This window comes from Paraburkholderia strydomiana (assembly GCF_031456815.1).
GTDB classification, from domain to species: Bacteria; Pseudomonadota; Gammaproteobacteria; order Burkholderiales; family Burkholderiaceae; genus Paraburkholderia; species Paraburkholderia caledonica.
In genome coordinates, this window is the sequence record NZ_JAVDVL010000002.1 from 205,836 (window position 1) to 224,606 (window position 18,771).

Here is an 18,771-nt window from a genome sequence, read left to right on the forward strand (position 1 = left end):
AGTACGAGGAACGCCGCCCGGCAAGCGACGCGGCACCCGCAGCTTTCATACAGTCATCCAATCGTCACGGCTTTGCCATGCGAGCGTCACCGGGCGTTACTACATTGGCGAAAAAAGACTCATCCTTTTTTCGACCAGGACGCCCCAATGCGAGAACTGCCGACGCCTACCCTGCCCCTCGCTTCGATCTTCGAGTCGCGTCGCCTGCCCCGCGCCGAAGAGACGGTCACCGCCCAGCACCGACTGCGAGTCACGTGGGCTCGCACCGACGAAGAGCTTCGCGAGGCGCAGCGCCTGCGTTACCGCGTGTTCGCCGACGAAATGGGCGCTCGCCTGAGCGGCCCCGCAGGCCTCGACGTCGATCCGTTCGATTCGTACTGCGATCACCTGCTGGTGCGCGATCTAGACACCCTGAAAGTGGTTGGCACCTATCGCGCGTTGCCGCCGCATCAGGCGGCGCGCATCGGACGTCTGTACGCGGAAAGCGAGTTCGACGTCTCGCGTCTCACTCACCTGCGCGCGAAGATGGTCGAAGTCGGCCGCTCGTGTGTGCACGCCGACTATCGCAGCGGCTCCGTCATCATGTCGCTGTGGGCTGGACTCGCGGCTTATATGAAGCACAACGGTTACGAGACGATGCTCGGCTGCGCGAGCGTCGCGATGGTCGACGGCGGGCACTATGCGGCGAACCTCTATTGCTCGCTGCGCGATAGCGCGCTGACCGCGCCGGAATATCGCGCATTTCCGCACACGCCGCTGCCCGTCGACGAACTGCAGACCGGCGCGAATGTCGCACCGCCACCGCTCGTCAAAGGATATCTGCGACTAGGTGCGAAGATTTGCGGCGCACCGGCATGGGATCCTGATTTCAATACCGCCGATTTTCTGACGCTGTTCCGTCTGTCGGACATCAACGCCCGCTATGCGCGCCACTTCCTCGGCGATGCATTGCCGCGCTGACAACGCTTGAGCGAGCTTGCAAGCAGAAACAGAAAAGCCCGGTAAAACCCGGGCTTTTCTACATGTGCCGCTTGCTCTGCCTACGTACGGACGGAACCGGACATCGACACGTCACTCGTCCGTATAGACCACTCGATACGGAATGCCAACCTTTTCCCACTCCGCGGCTTCCTGGATCAGGCTGTAGTCCGTAAGCGGATTATTGGCGACCCACTCGTTAGGCAAACGCACCTCATATCCGCCGTTGGCCTGCGCGACCGTGATGCCAGGCAGACCGACATCGGCACGCCGACGGCATAGCAGTGCAGCGAGCCGCAAACAGAACAGCAGCGGCCACTCCACTTCGCGCGTTTGCGACAGCTTGCCGAGCTTGCCTGCATGACCGAGCACGAGCGCTGCAAGCCGCGCCTGGTCGGTGCGCGAAAAGCCGGGCATGTCTGCATTGCTCGTGATATAAGCCGAATGCTTGTGATAGGCGCTGTGCGAGATCGACAAGCCGATTTCGTGCAAAGCCGCCGCCCAGCCGAGAAACATGCGGTTCTCCTGGCGGCGTTCTTCGTCGGGCTCCGCGAACTGATCGTAAAAGCGCACCGCCAGCTCGCCGATGCGCCCGGCCTGCGGACGATCCACGCCATAGCGGCGCATGAAGCCTTCCACTGTGACCGTGCGCATGTCTTCGTGTTGCGAACGACCGAGCAGATCGTAGAGCACGCCGAGTCTCAAAGCGCCATCTGTCGTATCGACGTAATCGACGCCTAGTTCGTCGAACACCGCGATCATGATCGAGAGGCCGCCCGCCAGCACCGGGATCCGGTCGCCCTTCAACGCAACCAGCTTAAGACGATTGACGTTCTCCGCCTTGATCAGCGCACGCTTCAAACGCTCGAGGCCCCCGCGCGAAATGCCGTGCGTGATGCCTGCATCGTTAAAGCCGTTTGCCTCGACGAGTTCCGCAAGGGCACGCGCCGTGCCGGACGAGCCAATTGCCTGCTCCCAGCCGGTTTTCTTGTATTCGGCCGAAATGATCTGGATTTCGCGGCCTGCTGCAAGCTCGGCCTGACGCATCGTGTATTCGTCGACGTTGCCTGACGGGAAAAATGCCCGGCTGTGGCTCACGCAGCCGATGTACAGGCTTTCCATCTTGATCGGCGTGTAGTGCGAGCCGATGATGAACTCCGTCGAGCCGCCGCCGATATCGACCACGAGCCTCTTGCCCGGGCTCGCGGGCACGGAGTGTGCTGCCCCGGCGTAAATCAGCCGCGCTTCCTCGCGGCCGGCAATCACCTCGATCGGGAAGCCTAGCGCGGCTTGTGCTTCGCCGAGGAATTCGCCCGCATTCTTCGCGATTCGCAATGTGTTGGTCGCGACCGCGCGAACGTGGTCGGGATGAAAGTCGCGCAGCCGCTCGCCAAAGCGCTTCAGTGCATCCCAGCCGCGCACCTGTGACGCGCGATCGAGCATCTTGTCGCGCGACAGACCGGCGGCGAGCCGCACGGGCTCTCGCAATGCATCGACCTGATAAATCTGGCTGCCCGCGTCGGTTTCCTCGACCCGGCCGACGATCAGCCGGAAGCTGTTCGAACCAAGGTCGACTGCAGCAAGGAGTTGTGGGGTATTGACCATCGGGTATGCGGACTCCATGCGCGCGAGCGCGGCAGCGGTGGATGTGAGCAAGGCGGGACCGTCACGCGAGGTTCCCTTCGTCTTGCGGCCGGCCGCGCTGTTCAAAGACGCCATTCTAAGCGTACCGGAGCTCACGATGTCACCTCGCGGAGATGGGGGTGCCCCATGGTCCCATACGGACTGCGTCATATTGACGACAGGCGAGGAATACAGCGTAGAATTTATAACATTGAGAATGTCATAACAACGTCATCATACTGTGAGAATTTCCGAGCGTCTTTCTGCCTCCATATCTGACATTCCATTCTCGCTGCCGATGTCCATCCGCTACCCCTTATTGAATCGCGAGCTGGGCATTCTGGGTTTCAACGAGCGTGTGTTGGCGCAAGCCGCCGACCCCGCCGTCCCTTTGCTCGAACGCCTGCGCTTCATCTGCATCACCAGTAGCAATCTCGACGAATTCTTCGAAGTCCGCATGGCCGGACTGCAGGAGCAAATGCGCGACAACCCCGGTGCGCTATCGCCCGACGGCATGTCGCTGCAGCATGTCTACGACCTCGTGGTCGAGCGGGCGCAAAAGCTCGTGCATCGGCAGTACACCATGCTGCACGACACCGTGTTCACCGCGCTGGAAGCAGAAGGCATCTACTTTCACGGCACCGAAGCCTGGAGCGAAGCGCAGACCGAATGGGCGCGTAACTACTTCTTCGACGAACTCCTGCCCGTGCTCACGCCGATCGGCCTCGATCCGGCGCATCCGTTTCCGCGTGTGCTGAACAAGAGCCTGAACTTCGTCGTCGAACTCGAGGGCAAAGACGCGTTCGGCCGTCAGGCGATGATGGGCATCGTGCAGGCACCGCGCGCGTTGCCGCGCCTCGTGCGGATGCCGCAGGCACTGTCGGGCTATCCGCATGGTTTCGTGCTGTTGAGTTCGCTATTGCAGCGCTTTGTCGGCGAGCTGTTTCCGAACCTCGTCGTGCGAAGTTGCAATCAGTTTCGCATTACGCGCAACAGCGAACTGTTCGTCGACGAAGACGAAATCACGAATCTGCGCGTCGCGCTACAGGGCGAACTTCCCGCGCGGCATCTGGGTAACGCGGTACGCCTCGAAGTATCCGCGGAGACACCCGCGCATGTCGTGCGGCGCCTGCTCGACGAGAGCGGCCTGTCGAACAAGGACTGCTATTACGCGGACGGCCCCGTCAATCTCGTGCGTCTGATGCAATTGCCGGAGATGGTGGATCGGCCCGATCTGAAGTTCGTGCCGCACATTCCCGCGATCCCTTCCGCCATTGCCAACGCAGCGAGCATGTTCGACGTGATCGATCAGGGCGACGTGCTGCTGCATCATCCGTACGAAAGTTTTCAGCCGGTTCTCGAACTGCTGCTGCAGGCTGCGAAAGATCCAAACGTCGTCGCCATCAAGCAGACGATTTATCGCACGGGCACCGACTCGCCGCTGATGGACGCGCTCATGCAAGCCGCGCGCAACGGCAAGGAAGTCACGGTGGTGGTCGAACTGCTTGCGCGCTTTGACGAAGAGACGAACATCAACTGGGCCTCGCAACTCGAAGCTGTCGGCGCGCATGTGGTGTACGGCGTGGTGGGCCACAAGTGCCACGCAAAGATGATGCTGATCGTGCGGCGCGCAACGGTGGGCGGCAAGATGACGCTCAAGCGGTACGTGCATCTGGGCACCGGCAATTATCACCCGCGCACTGCACGCCTTTACACCGACTTCGGCCTGATGACCGCGGATCAGAAAATCTGCGAAGACGTGCACCACGTTTTTCAGCAACTGACCGGCATTGGCGGCGAACTCAAGCTGCACGAGTTATGGCAGTCGCCGTTCACGTTGCATCCGAAACTCGTGGAAGCAATTCGCGCCGAAGCGGAGCATGCGCGCGCCGGCAAAAAAGCGCGCATTGTCGCGAAGATGAACGCGCTGCTCGAACCCACGGTGATCGCAGAGTTATACGAAGCATCGCAGGCCGGCGTGAAGATCGACTTGATCGTGCGTGGTGTGTGCTCGTTGCAGCCGGGCGTGCCGGGCCTGTCGGAAAACATCACGGTGCGCTCGATTGTCGGGCGCTTTCTCGAACATCATCGCATCTACTATTTCTACGACGACGGCCGCGAGCAGGTGTATCTGTCGAGCGCGGACTGGATGGATCGCAACTTCTTCCGCCGCGTGGAAGTTGCGTTTCCCATCAACAATCGGCGGCTCAAACGGCGTGTGATTGCAGAAGGCCTGTCCGCGTTTCTCGGCGACAACCAGTCTGCGTGGCTGATGCAAAGCGACGGGCACTATCGTCGGCGGCGTCCCGGCAAGTCCTCGCGCAATGCGCAAATGAGTCTGTTGACGAAGTTCTGTCCGTGAAGGGCCGCGCACTCCGCGTCGAGCGGGTGAACGCGGCCACATATATAAGAAAAGCCCGCTTTCTAGCGGGCTTTTCTTTTAAGCGAGTGCTTCTCACGCATGCGCCGGTTGCCGCCGCGTCGTGCGGTACACCGGGAATCTCACGGTAAAAGTACTGCCGCGCCCTTCCTCGCTTTTCACGTCGAGTTGCGCATCGTGCCGTTGCAGCACATGCTTCACGATCGCGAGTCCCAGGCCCGTGCCGCCGGTGTCGCGCGAGCGGCTGCGATCGACACGATAAAAGCGCTCGGTTAGCCGTGGAATGTCGGCAGCCGGAATACCCAGGCCGCTATCCGTCACGGAGAACACGGCAGCGCCGCTTTGCGCCTGCCAGCTGACTTTGATCGCGCCGCCGTCGGGCGTATAGCGAATGGCGTTGGTCACCAGGTTGCCTAACGCGCTCAGAATCTCCGTCTCGACGCCGGTCACCGTGAGCCCCTCGTCGGCGTCGAATGTAATCTTGTGATGGTCGCTCGACAGGCTCTCCGCGTCGTCACGCAAGTGCCGCAATACGGCGCGCATGTCGATCATCTGATCACTCGGCGGCTTGTTATCGCCTTCGAGTTTCGCGAGCACGAGTAGATCGTTCACGATATGGCGCATGCGAGACGCCTGCTGCTCCATCAACTCAAGATAACGCGCGCGCTCGGTTTCGGCCAACGGCAACTCGCGCATCGTCTCGAGAAAACCGGAGAGCACCGTGAGCGGCGTCTTCAGTTCATGAGACACATTGGCGACGAAGTCACGCCGCATCGCGTCGGTGCGCTCAAGTTCGGTGATGTCTTGCGACAGCACGAGCTTGCGGTTCTCGCCGTAAGGGAACACTTGCACGGAGAGCACGTTCTGCCGCTTCTCGCCCATGCCGCGCATGATCAGCATCTCTTCGTAGTGGTGCGAGTTCAGATAACGCACGAAGTCCGGCTGACGCACCAGATGCGTGATGTGTTGACGCAAGTCGCGCTTCGCGTCGAGCCCGAAATGCACTTCGGAAATGGCGTTACACCACTCAATCTGATCGTGGTCGTCGAGCATCGCGACGCCGTTCGGCGACGCCTGAATTGCCTGAATGAACCGCGAATGTTGCTGCTCGACCTGGCGCACCTGTGCATGCCAGCGCTTCGCGAGCTTGTGCAAACGGTAATAGATTTCGCCCCAGATGCCAGGCGCGCTCGGCACTTCGCCGTAAACCGGCGCGTCGAGCAAACGCCACAAGCGCTCTTTATGAAAGGTACCGAAGAAGCTTTGCAGAAGCAGCATTACGACCGCGAGGATCAATGCTGCCTTCACATTGACCAATGCGCCGACCACCACGCACAGTATGGCGAGCAGCACGATCGAAACGATGGAGCGCGCCCAGATGATGTTCATGGTCTAAACGTTCGAAGAGAGCGGCGAGCGCGCCGCTACCCATTGATCAAGCGATCAAGCGCTTTTGGCCAGACGGTAGCCGCTGCCGCGGACCGTCTCGATCATAGCATCGCAGCCGGCCGGCTTGAGGGCCGCGCGCAGACGCTTGATGTGCACGTCCACCGTGCGCTCTTCGACGAACACGTGGTCACCCCATACCTGGTCGAGCAGTTGCGTGCGGCTGTGCACGCGCTCGGGATGCGTCATGAAGAAATGCAGCAAACGGAATTCGGTCGGGCCGAGATCGAGTTTGATCTCGCTGCCTTCCGCGTGCGCCGCGACACGATGCGTTGCCGGATCGAGCTTCAATCCATTGATCGCGACGACGTCTTCGGTCAATTGCGGCGCGCGGCGGCGCAGAACCGCCTTGATGCGCGCCATCAATTCTTTCGGGGAAAACGGCTTGGTGACGTAGTCGTCGGCGCCGATTTCGAGGCCGAGCACCTTGTCCTGTTCATCGCCGCGCGCGGTCAGCATGATGATCGGAATGTGCTTGGTACGCTCGTTGTTGCGCAGGTCGCGTGCGAACGCAATACCCGACTTGCCCGGCAGCATCCAGTCGAGCAGGACGAGGTCGGGCAATACGTCGCTGATCAGGTTCTGCGCCTGCTCGGCGTTGTACGCGCGAATCGGGCAGTGTCCGGCGTGTTGAAGATTGACCGAAATCAGTTCGGAAATCGCGGGCTCATCTTCAATGACGAGAATGCTGCTGGGCATCGGCACCTCTGGTCCTTATCTCTGGATTAACTGAGTGCTTCGCGTTCGAGCGCGTCGCGCGACTTGTGCCGCACGTCCGTACCCTTCACGATGTAAATGATGAACTCGGCGATGTTCTTCGCATGGTCGCCGATCCGCTCGATGGCTTTCGCGATGAACAGAAAATCGAGGCCCACCGAAATGGAGCGCGGATCTTCGGTCATGTACGAAATCAGCTTACGCACGAACGCGCGGAATTCTTCGTCGATCGCTTTATCGTCGCGCACGATCTGCGCGGCGGCGACCGTGTCGAGACGCGCGAACGCGTCGAGCGCGCGGCGCAGAATCGACACCGCCATTTCGCCCGACAATTTGATTTCGGCGATATTGATGGTGCGCGATGCGCCGTCTTCCATGAGACGCTTGGTGCGCTTGGCGATTTTCTCGGCCTCGTCGCCCGCGCGCTCCAGATTCGTGATGGTCTTGGAGATTGCGATCAGCAAGCGCAAATCACGTGCGGCCGGCTGACGGCGCGCGATGATGTTGCTGCACTCCTCGTCAATCTCCACTTCCATCGTGTTCAGGCGGTCTTCTGCCGCGATCACTTGCTCGGCGATGTCGAGATCGAACTCGTTGAGCGCCTGCATCGCTTTGACGATCTGCGATTCGACGAGGCCGCCCATTTCGAGCACCTTCGAGGAAACCAGATTCAGGTCGGCGTCGAACTGGCTGGACAGGTGTTTATCGGACATGTCGTACTCCGTTGTTTTTGCCCGGCCGATTAGCCGAAGCGGCCCGTAATGTAGTCTTCGGTTTCCTTGCGGACCGGCTTGATGAAGATCTTTTCGGTGTCGCCGAATTCGATCAGCTCGCCAAGATACATATAGGCAGTGTAGTCCGAACAGCGGGCCGCCTGTTGCATGTTGTGCGTGACGATTACCACCGTGTAGTCGCTCTTCAGTTCGGCGATCAGTTCTTCGATACGGCCCGTCGAAATCGGGTCGAGCGCCGAGCATGGTTCGTCGAGCAACAACACCTCCGGGCGGATCGCGATGCCGCGCGCAATGCACAAACGCTGCTGCTGGCCGCCGGACAAGCCGTAGCCGCTCTGGCCGAGTTTGTCCTTCACTTCGTTCCACAACGCGGCCTTCGTGAGCGCCCATTCGACGCGATCGTCCATCTCCGAACGCGGCAGCGTTTCGAACATCTTCACGCCGAACGCAATGTTGTCGTAGATCGACATGGGAAACGGCGTCGGCTTCTGAAACACCATGCCGATGCGCGCGCGCAGCAGCGAGATATCGCGCTTCGAGGTCAGCAGGTTTTCGCCGTCCATCAGGATTTCGCCTTCGGCGCGTTGCTCCGGATAGAGCGCGTACATCTTGTTGAACGTACGCAGCAACGTCGACTTGCCGCAACCCGACGGGCCGATGAACGCGGTCACCTTGCCTTCGGGAATCTGCAGATTGATGTTCTTCAGCGCGTGATACTTGCCGTAGAAGAAGTTCAGGTCGTTGACTTCGATCTTCGGGCGCGACGGCGACGGCTCCTGGCCGCCTTGTGCGGGATCGAAACCGGCGGGCGCAGTGGGACGCGAGATCGGATTGAGTTGAGTTTCTGCCATATTCATCGGATTACACTCCGCCCTTACTTGTTCGTGAAGATCGTGCGCGCGAGGATGTTCAGTCCCAACACCGCGAGCGTGATCAGGAAGACGCCGGCCCACGCGAGCGATTGCCACTGCGCGAACGGGCTCATCGCAAACTTGTAGATCGTGACCGGCAGGTTCGCGACCGGCTGGCCCAGATCCGCCGAGAAGAACTGGTTCGACAACGCGGTGAAAAGCAGCGGTGCCGTTTCGCCGGCAATACGCGCGACGGCGAGCAGCACGCCGGTGACGATGCCCGCAATGGATGCCTTCAGCGTAATCGACAACACCATCTTCCACTTCGGCGTGCCGAGCGCGAACGCCGCCTCACGCAGTGCGTTCGGCACGAGTTTGAGCATGTTTTCGGTGGTGCGGATCACGATCGGAATCTGCAGCAGCGCGAGCGCGAATACGCCGGCCCAGCCGCTGAAGTGCCCCATCTTCGCGACGACGAGCGCGTAGACGAACAGACCGACCACGATCGACGGCGCCGACAGCAGAATGTCGTTGATGAACCGGGTGACGCTCGCGAGCCAGCCTTTCTGTCCGTATTCCGCGAGATACACGCCTGCAAGAATGCCGATCGGCGTGCCGACGAACGTTGCAAGCACAACCAGCATCAAGCTGCCGACGATCGCGTTGGCGAGACCGCCGCCATCGGTGTTCGGCGGCGGCGTGGACTGCGTGAACAGCTCGATCGACAAACCGCCGATACCGAGGCGCAGCGTCGTGTAGAGAATCCAGATCAGCCACAGCAGACCGAAGGCCATCGCGGCGAGCGACAACGTCAGCGCCATCGCGTTCTTCATGCGCCGGCGCCCTTGCAGACGCACGCGCATTTTTTCGAGCGCGGCTGCGTCGTTCGAACCCGGCATGTTCAAGGTGGACTGGCTCATTTGGCGCCCTCCCCTTTCTCGAGACGAAGCAGCATGATCTTTGAAATCGCCAGCACGATGAATGTAATCACGAACAGAATGAGGCCGAGTTCCATCAGGGCCGACGTATGCAGGCCCGGATCCGCTTCGGCGAATTCATTGGCGAGCGCCGACGTGATACTGTTGCCCGGCGAAAAGAGCGACACGTTATCGAGCAGATTCGTATTGCCGATCACGAAGGTCACGGCCATGGTCTCGCCGAGCGCCCGGCCGAGGCCGAGCATCACGCCGCCGATCACACCGCTCTTCGTGAAGGGCAGCACGATCTTCCACATTACTTCCCACGTCGTGCAGCCGATGCCGTAAGCCGATTCCTTGAGCAGGACCGGCGTGACTTCGAACACGTCGCGCATCACCGAAGCGATGTACGGAATGATCATGATCGCGAGAATCACTCCCGCGCACAGAATGCCGATGCCGATGGGCGCGCCCTGAAACAGCGCACCGACCACCGGAATGCCGCCAAGTACGGCACCGAGCGGCTTCTCGAACCACGTCGCGAAGATCGGCGCGAACACGAGCAGGCCCCACATGCCGTAGACAATGGACGGAATCGCGGCGAGCAGTTCGATCGCGATGCCGAGCGGCCGGCGCAGCCATGCGGGCGAGAGTTCCGTCAGAAAAAGTGCGATGCCGAAGCTGACGGGCACCGCGATGATGAGTGCAATGATCGATGTGGCGATGGTGCCGTAGATCGGCACGAGTGCGCCGAACTGCTTGCTCGGCGGATCCCATTGCGCGCTCCACAGGAAGCCGAGGCCGAATTGCTTGATCGACGGCATGGATGCGACGATCAGCGAAACGATGATGCCGCCGAGCAGCAACAGCGTGACGATAGCGGCAAGGCGCGCGAGGCCGCCGAAGATCACGTCGCCGGCGCGGCTGGGCGCTTTCTGCTGGGACGCGCTGCCGGGCGGTGTCGCCCGCGAAGCGCCTGACGCGAGTTGGATGTCGGACATAAGAGCCTGATGGACCTTTTCCAGTTGCCGTGCGACGTATGCCGCGCGGCCGGTAATGCGTGAGTACCGACTGATGTTGCCGGGTGCCGGTACGTCGCCGGGACGTGCCGGTTAATGCCATTGGCCGTCCTCACGCGAGGACGGCCAATGTGTTACGTACAGCCGTTGCCTGCTACTTCTGCTGGGGCAACGCTTACTCGGCGAGCGGCTTGCCCGCTGCGTCCTTGACCTTCGACTTCCACTGCGTGCGGATTTCCGACACGACTGATTCCGGCAGCGAAATGTAGTCGAGATCGTTCGCGGCTTGCGTGCCGTTCTTGAATGCCCAGTCGAAGAACTTCAGCGTCTCGGTGCCTTGCGGTGCCTTTTCCTGCGTCGTGTGCAACAGCACGAACGTCGCGCCGACGATCGGCCATGCGTTCTTGCCCGGCTCGTTCGTCAGGATCTGGTAGAACGATTTCGACCAGTCCGCGCCTGCTGCCGCTGCCTTGAACGTTTCCGTCTTCGGCTCGACCACCGTGCCCGTCGAATTCTTCAGCGCGACGTAGGTCATGTGGTTCTGCTTGGCGTAGGCCCATTCGACGTAGCCGATTGCGCCCGGCAGACGTTGCACGAATGCGGCGACACCGTCGTTGCCCTTGCCGCCCGTACCCGTCGGCCAGTTGACCGTCGAGCCTTCACCGACCTTCGACTTCCATTCCGTGTTGACCTTCGACAGGTAGTTCGTCCAGATGAAGCTGGTGCCCGAACCGTCGGCGCGGCGAACCACGGCGATGTCCGTGTCCGGCAGCTTCACCTTCGGGTTCAGTGCAACGATCGCGGGATCGTTCCACTTCTTGATCTTGCCCAGATAGATATCGCCGAGCACTTCGCCCGACAGGACGAGTTCAGCCGGCTTCACGCCCGGTACGTTGACGACCGGCACCACGCCGCCGACCACCGTCGGAAACTGGAACAGGCCGTCCTTGGCGAGTTCGTCGTCCTTCAGCGGAGCGTCGGAGCCTGCGAAATCGACGGTCTTGGCAACGATCTGCTTCACGCCGCCCGACGAACCGATACCCTGATAGTTAACCTTGCCGCCGCCGGACTTCTGATAGGCGTCGGCCCACTTCGTATAAATCGGTGCTGCGAAGGTGCTGCCCGCGCCGGTGATGTCTGCGGCTTGCGCTGCGATCGCGAAGAACGCGCCAGCGACGCCAGCGAACACGGTTTGCATCAATTTCATCGAAACCTCCAAGGTGTGAGCGGTGTGAGCGAGTAAGACGAACACCGCGAAGCTTAGGGTCTCTTTGTGACAGTAACGTGACTTACCGTGAAACGTACGTGACAGTGGGTTTACGAAGGTGAAAGGCGTGGTGGGTAAATCACGGAGCGGGCGCGTCGTTGCCCGGTGCTTGTATAGATTAGGCGAAAAAGATGGGGTGAGGGTTTGCGGTGGAGCGTGGGGATCTAGCGATGCGGGAGTGCGCATCGGCTCGCCGCAATCAAACTCGCGCATGCGCGGGCTGGGCCGTCGATGGTCGGCCCACGCCCGCGCATTGAGGCGCCCGCTTAAGCTGTCGCCTGCTTCACCGCAGTCGCGATGGATTCGGCATGACGAAGCGCATCGTCGGCATGTTCCGCCTCCACCATGACCCGCAGCACCGGCTCGGTGCCCGAAGCGCGAATCAGCACGCGTCCGCGGCCATTGAGCGCGTCTTCAGCGCTGGCGATGGCGCGCCGGATCGCGTCGCTGCTCTTCCAGTCGGCGTCCGGTTTCATCCGCACATTGATCAGCTTTTGCGGGAACAGCGTGACGCCGTCGAGCAGTTCGGCCAGCGTCTTGTCGCTGCGCTTCATGGCGGCGAGCACGAGCAGCGCCGACACGATGCCGTCGCCAGTGGAATGGCGGTCGAGCGACAGAATGTGGCCCGACCCTTCCGCGCCGAGCTGCCAGCCGTGCTCCCGCAACTGTTCGAGCACGTAGCGGTCGCCAACTGCCGCGCGCACGAACTTGACGCCTGCCGCCTGCAACGCGACTTCGACCGCCATATTGGTCATCAAGGTGCCGACCGCGCCTTCGACCTTGCCGTCGGTCGCGATACGATCTTTCACCAGCACGTACAGCAGTTCGTCGCCGTTATACAGGCGCCCTGCCGCGTCGACGACCTGCAGACGGTCAGCGTCTCCGTCGAGCGCAATGCCCAGGTCGGCGTGGTTGGCCCGCACCGCCCGCACGAGCGCATCCGGTGCGGTCGCACCGACGCCGTCGTTGATATTGAAGCCATTCGGCGCAACCCCAATCGGGATGATCTCCGCGCCGAGCTCGTGAAAGACGTGCGGCGCGACGTCATACGCGGCGCCGTGCGCGCAGTCGACCACCAGCTTCAGTCCCCGCAAATCGAACGCCGCGGGAAACGTGCTTTTGCAGAACTCGATGTAGCGGCCGGCGGCGTCGTCGAGACGCCGCGCCTTGCCGAGCTGCTCAGACGAAGCACAGGCGAGCGGCAGCTCAAGGTGCTCTTCGATCTGCGATTCGACCTCGTCGGGCAACTTGTTGCCGTCGGCGGAAAAGAATTTGATGCCGTTGTCGTAATACGGATTGTGCGACGCGCTGATCACCACGCCGGCCGCGAGCCGCAACGCGCGCGTCAGATAGGCGATGCCCGGCGTAGGCATTGGACCGGCCAGCATCACGTCGACGCCTGCTGCGGAAAAACCGGCTTCGAGCGCAGCCTCGAGCATGTAGCCGGACACCCGCGTATCTTTACCGATCAGCACGGTTGGCCGCGTGCCCGTGCGTGCCCAACGGTCTGCACCGACCAGCACCTTGCCGGCCGCATAGCCGAGCCGCAATACAAATTCCGGCGTGATGGGCCCTTCACCGACCTTTCCCCGAATTCCGTCCGTGCCGAAATAACGACGTGCCATCTTTTATGTTCCTCCTTGGCTGTGGGTTCAACCGCGCGGGCCGGCGTGATTCGCCGCGTTGCGCAGGGCTACCCAGACTTTCAATGCGTCTACTGTTTGTGCGACGTCGTGCACGCGGACAATCGCGGCGCCGCGTTCCGCCGCGCAAACGGCCGCAGCGATGCTGCCGGCGACGCGCTCCGGCGCCGCCCGTCCGGTGACCGCGCCGATCATCGATTTGCGCGACATTCCCGCAAGAATGGGATATGGCGGCTCGCCGCGCGGCGCCGTATCCGGCAGAGCCGCGAGCAGCGCGTAATTATGCTCGACCACTGCCTTACCAAAACCGAAACCGGGGTCGACGCTGATGCGATCCCGTGCGATGCCCGCCTGTCTGAGCGCGTCCACCCGTTCTTCCAGAAACTGCCGGACTTCGCTGACGACGTCGCCGTAAGCCGGTTCACCCAGTTGCATGCTCTGCGGCTCGCCGAGCATATGCATGACGCACAGACCGCAGTCGCTTTCGCGGACCGCGTCGACGGCGCCGGGCATGCGAAAGCCCCAGATGTCGTTAATCAGATCGGCGCCCGCGGCGAGCGCGTGGCGCATTACTTCGGGCTTATAGGTGTCGACGGATAGCGGCACGTTGGCGCCGCGCAGTTGCTCGACAAGTGGGATCACACGTTCTAGCTCTTCGTCGAGCGGCACTGGCGGCGCGCCCGGACGCGTGGATTCGCCGCCAATGTCGATGATGTCCGCGCCGTCAAGCAGCATGCGTTCGGCTTGACGCAACGCATCGCCGCGCATCGCATACTGGCCGCCGTCGGAAAACGAATCTGGTGTGACGTTCAGGATGCCCATGACCAACGGGCGTTCAAAGCTCAGCTTGAACCGGCCGCATTGCAACGGCTCCGGGATACGGGGAGGAGGAATAGCGACTGTGGCCACGTAGCGTTACATCACTTATGACGGATAAATGCAAAACGGGCCGGTGTGAAACACACCGGCCCGCACTTTCTACTGATAGCCGATCAGGCCGGAGCGGTCGCGCTGCCCGGCTTGACTTCGGTGCCGGGGCTGCCGCCCGACGAAGCGTCGCTTGCCGACGGCGGCGAGCTCTTAGGCGAGCGCGGCGGACGGCCTGCCATGATGTCGTTGATCTGATCGGCGTCGATCGTTTCCCACTCCATCAGCGCGGCGGTCATTGCTTCGACCTTGTCGCGGTTTTCGTCCAGCAGGCGCTTCGCGAGGTTGTATTGCTCGTCCAGCACGCGCCGGATTTCGGCGTCGACCTTCTGCTGCGTTGCTTCCGAAATGGTACGCGTGAAGCCACGACCAAACGGCGTTGCGTCGTTTTCGTCGTCAACGTAGACCATCGGTCCCAACGCGTCCGTCATGCCGAAACGAGCCACCATGGCGCGCGCGGTTTGCGTGGCCTTGTTGAAGTCGTCCGACGCGCCGGTGCTGATCAGGTTGAGGAACAGCTCTTCTGCAACACGGCCGCCAAACAGAATGGCGAGACGATCGAGCAGGTAGTCTTTCGAGTACGTTTCGTTGTCATGCTCCGGCAACTGCCACGTGACGCCCAACGCACGGCCACGCGGAATGATCGTGACCTTGTGCACCGGATCGGCTTTCGGCAACAGCTTGGCGATGACTGCGTGACCCGACTCGTGATACGCGGTGGCACGCTTGGATTCTTCGCGGATCACGGCCGACTTGCGCTCCGGGCCCATGAAGATCTTGTCTTTCGCGTCTTCGAAGTCCGTCATTTCGACGATGCGCTTGCCGCGACGCGCCGCGAACAAAGCAGCTTCGTTCACGAGATTCGCCAGATCGGCGCCCGAGAAGCCCGGCGTGCCACGCGCGATCACCGCTGCGTCGACGTCGTTCGAAATCGGCACCTTGCGCAGGTGAACCTTCATGATGTGTTCGCGACCACGAATGTCCGGCAGACCGACATAGACCTGGCGGTCGAAACGGCCCGGACGCAGCAGAGCCTTGTCGAGCACGTCCGAACGGTTGGTTGCGGCGATCACGATCACACCCGAATTCGCCTCGAAACCGTCCATCTCGACCAGCATCTGATTCAGCGTCTGCTCGCGCTCGTCGTTACCGCCGCCCATGCCGGCGCCGCGATGACGACCGACCGCGTCGATTTCGTCGATGAACACGATGCACGGTGCATGCTTTTTCGCCTGCTCGAACATGTCGCGCACACGCGCCGCGCCGACACCGACGAACATTTCGACGAAGTCCGAACCCGAAATGCTGAAGAACGGCACTTTCGCTTCGCCGGCAATGGCGCGCGCGAGCAGCGTCTTACCGGTTCCCGGCGGGCCGACCAGCAATACGCCACGGGGAATGCGGCCGCCCAGCTTCTGGAATTTCTGCGGATCGCGCAGGAAATCGACCAGTTCGGAGACTTCTTCCTTCGCTTCGTCGCAACCTGCGACGTCGGTGAAATTGATTGCGTTGTTGTTTTCGTCGATCAGACGCGCACGAGACTTGCCGAACGAGAACGCGCCGCCTTTCCCGCCCCCCTGCATCTGTCGCATCATGTAGAACCAGAAACCGATGATCAGGATCGTCGGCCCGAGGTAATACAGCGCAGACACCAGCGCATTAGGTTCGTCGTCAGCCTTGCCGCTTACTTGAACGCCATACTTCATCAGATCGCCGACCATCCAGATGTCGCCGGGCGACACAATCTGGTACTTCTGGCCGTCTGCTGGAGTGACCGTGAGGTTCCGCCCCTGGACAATGACGTTCTTGACTTTGCCGTTCTTCGCGTCGTCCATGAACTGCGAATAGGAAACGCCTTCCTGGACACGGGGCTTGTCGAACTGCTTGAACACCGTAAATAGCACCAGTGCGATAACCAGCCACACTGCTGCTTTCGAAAACATATTGTTGTTCAAAGCACCACTCCTTCACTTAGACGGGCGCCTACATTTGCCTTGCGGCACCACGAAAGCATTCTAATCCAGTCCGCAGACCCCTGCCATAAGGTTTCGCTACCACAGAAATAGCGTAGCGGGCTGTAACGGTGCAAATTTCCACCGTCATCAGCGCATTTATGGACAGACGCTGAACCATTCTGCAGGCCTTACGTTGGCCGCCCTATACGGGAAGCCCTACGCGGGCCGCCCTACGCGGGGCGCTTCAAATGCTTACCCAAAATAAACGTTTCTGACGACTTGTCCCGCGAAGCCTTCGGCTTGCGGGCAGCCACCACCTTGAACTGGCGCTTGAACTTTTCGACAATCTGGCTGTAACCACTGCCGTGAAAGCATTTGACTAAAAGGGCTCCATCCGGTTTCAGGTGATTCTGCGAGAATTCCAGCGCGAGATCGCACAAATGCTCGATCCGCGCGGCATCCGCCAAGGCCACGCCTGACAGGTTGGGCGCCATATCCGAAATTACAAGGTCCACCTGGCGCTCTCCCACTAATTCTTCCAACTGGGCCAGCACCGAGTCTTCGCGAAAGTCGCCCTGAATGAAGTGGACGTCGGCGACCGGCTCCATTGGCAGCACGTCGAGCGCGATAATTGTGCCGTCGATCCCGCCTTCCCGCTCGGCGTCGCGCCGCGACCCTTTGGCGAGTTTGTTGCGCGCATACTGGCTCCAGCTGCCCGGCGTGGAGCCCAGATCGACGATGACCTGCCCCGGGCGGATCAGCTTGTCCTGCTCGTCGATTTCCTTCAGCTTGTACGCTGCGCGGGCACGATAGCCTTCGCGCTGCGCCATCTTTACGTAAGGATCATTGATGTGGTCGTGCAACCACGCCGTGTTGAACTTGTTTTTTGCCATTAAACGTTGAACTCTTGCTGCGTCATGTCACGCTTTAGCGGATAATACGCGGTTAATTCGCGCGGCGACCGCCAAAAACCGGCAGTTATCCGCGATTCTGTTGTTCTGACGCGCCGCCTGCCGTACTGTCCCACTCGTATCCCGATTGCGCCCAAACCGAATCAATCGAAAGACGGGATAGGCCACGCAGGCGCTGCCATTTTAGTCGAGTCTCCCACTTCACATGCCCGCCCTCAAAGTCTCTTCCGACCAACGCGCCGAGTTGCGCTCCCAGGCACATGCGCTCAAACCGGTCGTGCTCGTCGGCGCCGAAGGTTTGACCGACGCCGTGCTCGCCGAGATCAAGGTCCACCTCGCCGCTCATCAGCTGATCAAGATCCGTGTGTTCGGCGACGAACGCGAAGAACGCATCGCCATTTACGAACAGATCTGCGACACGCTGAACGCCGCGCCGATCCAGCATATCGGCAAGCTGCTGGTTATCTGGAAGCCGGAGGCCGCAGCGCAACCTGCGGTAAAGAGCAAGCGCGGCGCATTGCCGAGCGCCCGCGAAGCCGCTGTCGAAGCGAAGCCCGGCAAGGGCCGCGCGCCGCGCGTCGTGAAAGTCGTCAAGCCTAGCGAAGTGCCCATGCGCAAGCCCAAAGCGAAAGCCGTGCTGGTGCGCGGGAACGAACGCGTCACGCAAGGCGGCAACATCAAACGCGCGAAAAAGCGGCAAACAAGCGCCAAGCGCGCGCATCAGTCGAAATAAGCAAACGTATGAAAGGTGCGGCGAGCTCCGCGCCTATTGCCTGCGGCCAGCTTTGACTTCAACGTTCGGCCGCGCTCTTCGCCTGGCGCGCCGACAGCACAAGCGAGCGCCACATCACAGCAGCGGCCCTCTAGTCGGCGCTTTAGCCTGTCACTTTGCCCGAAACATCGGGGGCGCCCTGCTGTACTGAACCAGCGCCCTCGCCCAGCGGCAGCTTCCAGACCAGAACCAGGCCGAGCAGGCTTTCAATCAGATAGAACAGGCTCGAAACGCCGTGCAGCATGCCGAAGCGCGCAGCATAGGCGGAGTGCCCGACATCGGTGCCCGCTTCGACCGCGGCGATACGCATCGCATTCATGAACGGCTGCAGCGCGAAATAACCAACCAGCACGCACACCAGCATTCCCGCGACAAGCCAGCGCAACCGGCGATACGCGTTGCCGCCGCGCCGGATCACCACGTTCGCGAGGCCGAGCAGCAAAATGCCGCACACGGCGCCGAGCACCCCTTCGATGCGAAACAGCTGCGCGGCCACTGCGCCCGCCGTTGTCCGGTCGAGCGAAGTGAACAGCACAGGCGCGACGGCATAGCCGATAGTCAGCAGGCTGCCGACCCACACCACCGTCAGCAGACGGAAAATCCGATGCGGCATCAGGGACACCTGAGCGGC

General features: G+C 61.3%; 16 protein-coding genes. 3 read left to right on the forward strand and 13 right to left on the reverse strand.

Translation table 11 applies throughout. The features are described 5' to 3' along the window. Positions 1-147: 147 nt before the first annotated feature. Complete coding sequence (locus J2W46_RS06500) at positions 148-960, forward strand: GNAT family N-acetyltransferase (protein WP_020069445.1); 813 nt, start codon at positions 148-150, stop codon at positions 958-960. A 111-nt stretch (positions 961-1,071) separates the two neighbouring features. Here the strand turns inward: J2W46_RS06500 and ppx are convergent, their stop codons facing one another. After that, positions 1,072-2,697, reverse strand: a complete 1,626-nt coding sequence (gene ppx, locus J2W46_RS06505; protein WP_020069444.1) for an exopolyphosphatase — start codon at positions 2,695-2,697, stop codon at positions 1,072-1,074. Between the two features lie 202 nt (positions 2,698-2,899). Here ppx and ppk1 point away from each other — a divergent pair, with 202 nt between their 5' ends. Then, positions 2,900-4,963 carry a polyphosphate kinase 1 gene (ppk1, locus tag J2W46_RS06510; protein ID WP_027804861.1) on the forward strand — a complete coding sequence of 688 codons (2,064 nt, stop codon included), beginning with the start codon at positions 2,900-2,902 and terminating at the stop codon, positions 4,961-4,963. Positions 4,964-5,056: 93 nt separating this feature from the next. Here ppk1 and phoR read toward each other — a convergent pair whose 3' ends face one another. The 11 genes from phoR to J2W46_RS06565 form a co-directional block, all read right to left on the reverse strand. Further along, positions 5,057-6,370, reverse strand: a complete 1,314-nt coding sequence (gene phoR, locus J2W46_RS06515; RefSeq protein WP_214877387.1) for a phosphate regulon sensor histidine kinase PhoR — start codon at positions 6,368-6,370, stop codon at positions 5,057-5,059. A 54-nt stretch (positions 6,371-6,424) separates the two neighbouring features. Further along, complete coding sequence (gene phoB / locus J2W46_RS06520; RefSeq protein WP_006051991.1) at positions 6,425-7,126, reverse strand: phosphate regulon transcriptional regulator PhoB; 702 nt, start codon at positions 7,124-7,126, stop codon at positions 6,425-6,427. A gap of 26 nt (positions 7,127-7,152) precedes the next feature. Continuing rightward, positions 7,153-7,857 carry a phosphate signaling complex protein PhoU gene (gene phoU, locus J2W46_RS06525; RefSeq protein ID WP_020069441.1) on the reverse strand — a complete coding sequence of 235 codons (705 nt, stop codon included), beginning with the start codon at positions 7,855-7,857 and terminating at the stop codon, positions 7,153-7,155. Between the two features lie 29 nt (positions 7,858-7,886). After that, a complete protein-coding gene (gene pstB, locus J2W46_RS06530; RefSeq protein ID WP_020069440.1) occupies positions 7,887-8,735 on the reverse strand; it encodes a phosphate ABC transporter ATP-binding protein PstB in 849 nt (282 codons plus the stop codon). A gap of 17 nt (positions 8,736-8,752) precedes the next feature. Beyond that, the gene (gene pstA / locus J2W46_RS06535; protein WP_131319830.1) at positions 8,753-9,649 is read right to left on the reverse strand and encodes a phosphate ABC transporter permease PstA; all 897 of its coding nucleotides are present in this window, start codon (positions 9,647-9,649) and stop codon (positions 8,753-8,755) included. Beyond that, on the reverse strand, positions 9,646-10,647 hold the full coding sequence (gene pstC / locus J2W46_RS06540) for a phosphate ABC transporter permease PstC (RefSeq protein WP_027804860.1): 1,002 nt from the start codon (positions 10,645-10,647) through the stop codon (positions 9,646-9,648). The genes pstA and pstC overlap by 4 nt, the downstream gene beginning before the upstream one ends. A 193-nt stretch (positions 10,648-10,840) precedes the next feature. Beyond that, entirely contained in the window at positions 10,841-11,872 is a 1,032-nt protein-coding gene (pstS, locus tag J2W46_RS06545; protein WP_087754224.1) for a phosphate ABC transporter substrate-binding protein PstS, read from the reverse strand. Between the two features lie 326 nt (positions 11,873-12,198). Next, on the reverse strand, positions 12,199-13,557 hold the full coding sequence (glmM, locus tag J2W46_RS06550) for a phosphoglucosamine mutase (protein WP_310352315.1): 1,359 nt from the start codon (positions 13,555-13,557) through the stop codon (positions 12,199-12,201). 27 nt (positions 13,558-13,584) lie between these two features. Next, complete coding sequence (gene folP / locus J2W46_RS06555) at positions 13,585-14,469, reverse strand: dihydropteroate synthase (RefSeq protein ID WP_374726817.1); 885 nt, start codon at positions 14,467-14,469, stop codon at positions 13,585-13,587. A gap of 98 nt (positions 14,470-14,567) precedes the next feature. Further along, a complete protein-coding gene (ftsH, locus tag J2W46_RS06560) occupies positions 14,568-16,457 on the reverse strand; it encodes an ATP-dependent zinc metalloprotease FtsH (protein ID WP_006051983.1) in 1,890 nt (629 codons plus the stop codon). A gap of 230 nt (positions 16,458-16,687) precedes the next feature. Further along, positions 16,688-17,350: an RlmE family RNA methyltransferase gene (locus J2W46_RS06565; protein WP_020069434.1), complete on the reverse strand. Its 663-nt coding sequence runs from the start codon at positions 17,348-17,350 to the stop codon at positions 16,688-16,690. A gap of 223 nt (positions 17,351-17,573) precedes the next feature. On the opposite strand from J2W46_RS06565, the gene J2W46_RS06570 reads away from it, so the two are divergent. Continuing rightward, positions 17,574-18,101, forward strand: coding sequence for a YhbY family RNA-binding protein (locus tag J2W46_RS06570; protein ID WP_020069433.1), 528 nt, complete (start codon positions 17,574-17,576; stop codon positions 18,099-18,101). 142 nt (positions 18,102-18,243) lie between these two features. Here J2W46_RS06570 and J2W46_RS06575 read toward each other — a convergent pair whose 3' ends face one another. Further along, positions 18,244-18,753 carry a DUF4149 domain-containing protein gene (locus J2W46_RS06575; RefSeq protein ID WP_310352320.1) on the reverse strand — a complete coding sequence of 170 codons (510 nt, stop codon included), beginning with the start codon at positions 18,751-18,753 and terminating at the stop codon, positions 18,244-18,246. Positions 18,754-18,771 lie beyond the last annotated feature (18 nt).

Excerpts from the sequence above, each read along its gene's own strand:
- J2W46_RS06500 (WP_020069445.1), top strand. The coding sequence starts at position 148 with ATGCGAGAACTGCCGACGCCTACCCTGCCCCTCGCTTCGATCTTCGAG.
- ppx (WP_020069444.1), bottom strand. The coding sequence starts at position 2,697 with ATGGCGTCTTTGAACAGCGCGGCCGGCCGCAAGACGAAGGGAACCTCG.
- ppk1 (WP_027804861.1), top strand. The coding sequence starts at position 2,900 with ATGTCCATCCGCTACCCCTTATTGAATCGCGAGCTGGGCATTCTGGGT.
- phoR (WP_214877387.1), bottom strand. The coding sequence starts at position 6,370 with ATGAACATCATCTGGGCGCGCTCCATCGTTTCGATCGTGCTGCTCGCC.
- phoB (WP_006051991.1), bottom strand. The coding sequence starts at position 7,126 with ATGCCCAGCAGCATTCTCGTCATTGAAGATGAGCCCGCGATTTCCGAA.
- phoU (WP_020069441.1), bottom strand. The coding sequence starts at position 7,857 with ATGTCCGATAAACACCTGTCCAGCCAGTTCGACGCCGACCTGAATCTG.
- pstB (WP_020069440.1), bottom strand. The coding sequence starts at position 8,735 with ATGAATATGGCAGAAACTCAACTCAATCCGATCTCGCGTCCCACTGCG.
- pstA (WP_131319830.1), bottom strand. The coding sequence starts at position 9,649 with ATGAGCCAGTCCACCTTGAACATGCCGGGTTCGAACGACGCAGCCGCG.
- pstC (WP_027804860.1), bottom strand. The coding sequence starts at position 10,647 with ATGTCCGACATCCAACTCGCGTCAGGCGCTTCGCGGGCGACACCGCCC.
- pstS (WP_087754224.1), bottom strand. The coding sequence starts at position 11,872 with ATGAAATTGATGCAAACCGTGTTCGCTGGCGTCGCTGGCGCGTTCTTC.
- glmM (WP_310352315.1), bottom strand. The coding sequence starts at position 13,557 with ATGGCACGTCGTTATTTCGGCACGGACGGAATTCGGGGAAAGGTCGGT.
- J2W46_RS06565 (WP_020069434.1), bottom strand. The coding sequence starts at position 17,350 with ATGGCAAAAAACAAGTTCAACACGGCGTGGTTGCACGACCACATCAAT.
- J2W46_RS06570 (WP_020069433.1), top strand. The coding sequence starts at position 17,574 with ATGCCCGCCCTCAAAGTCTCTTCCGACCAACGCGCCGAGTTGCGCTCC.
- J2W46_RS06575 (WP_310352320.1), bottom strand. The coding sequence starts at position 18,753 with ATGCCGCATCGGATTTTCCGTCTGCTGACGGTGGTGTGGGTCGGCAGC.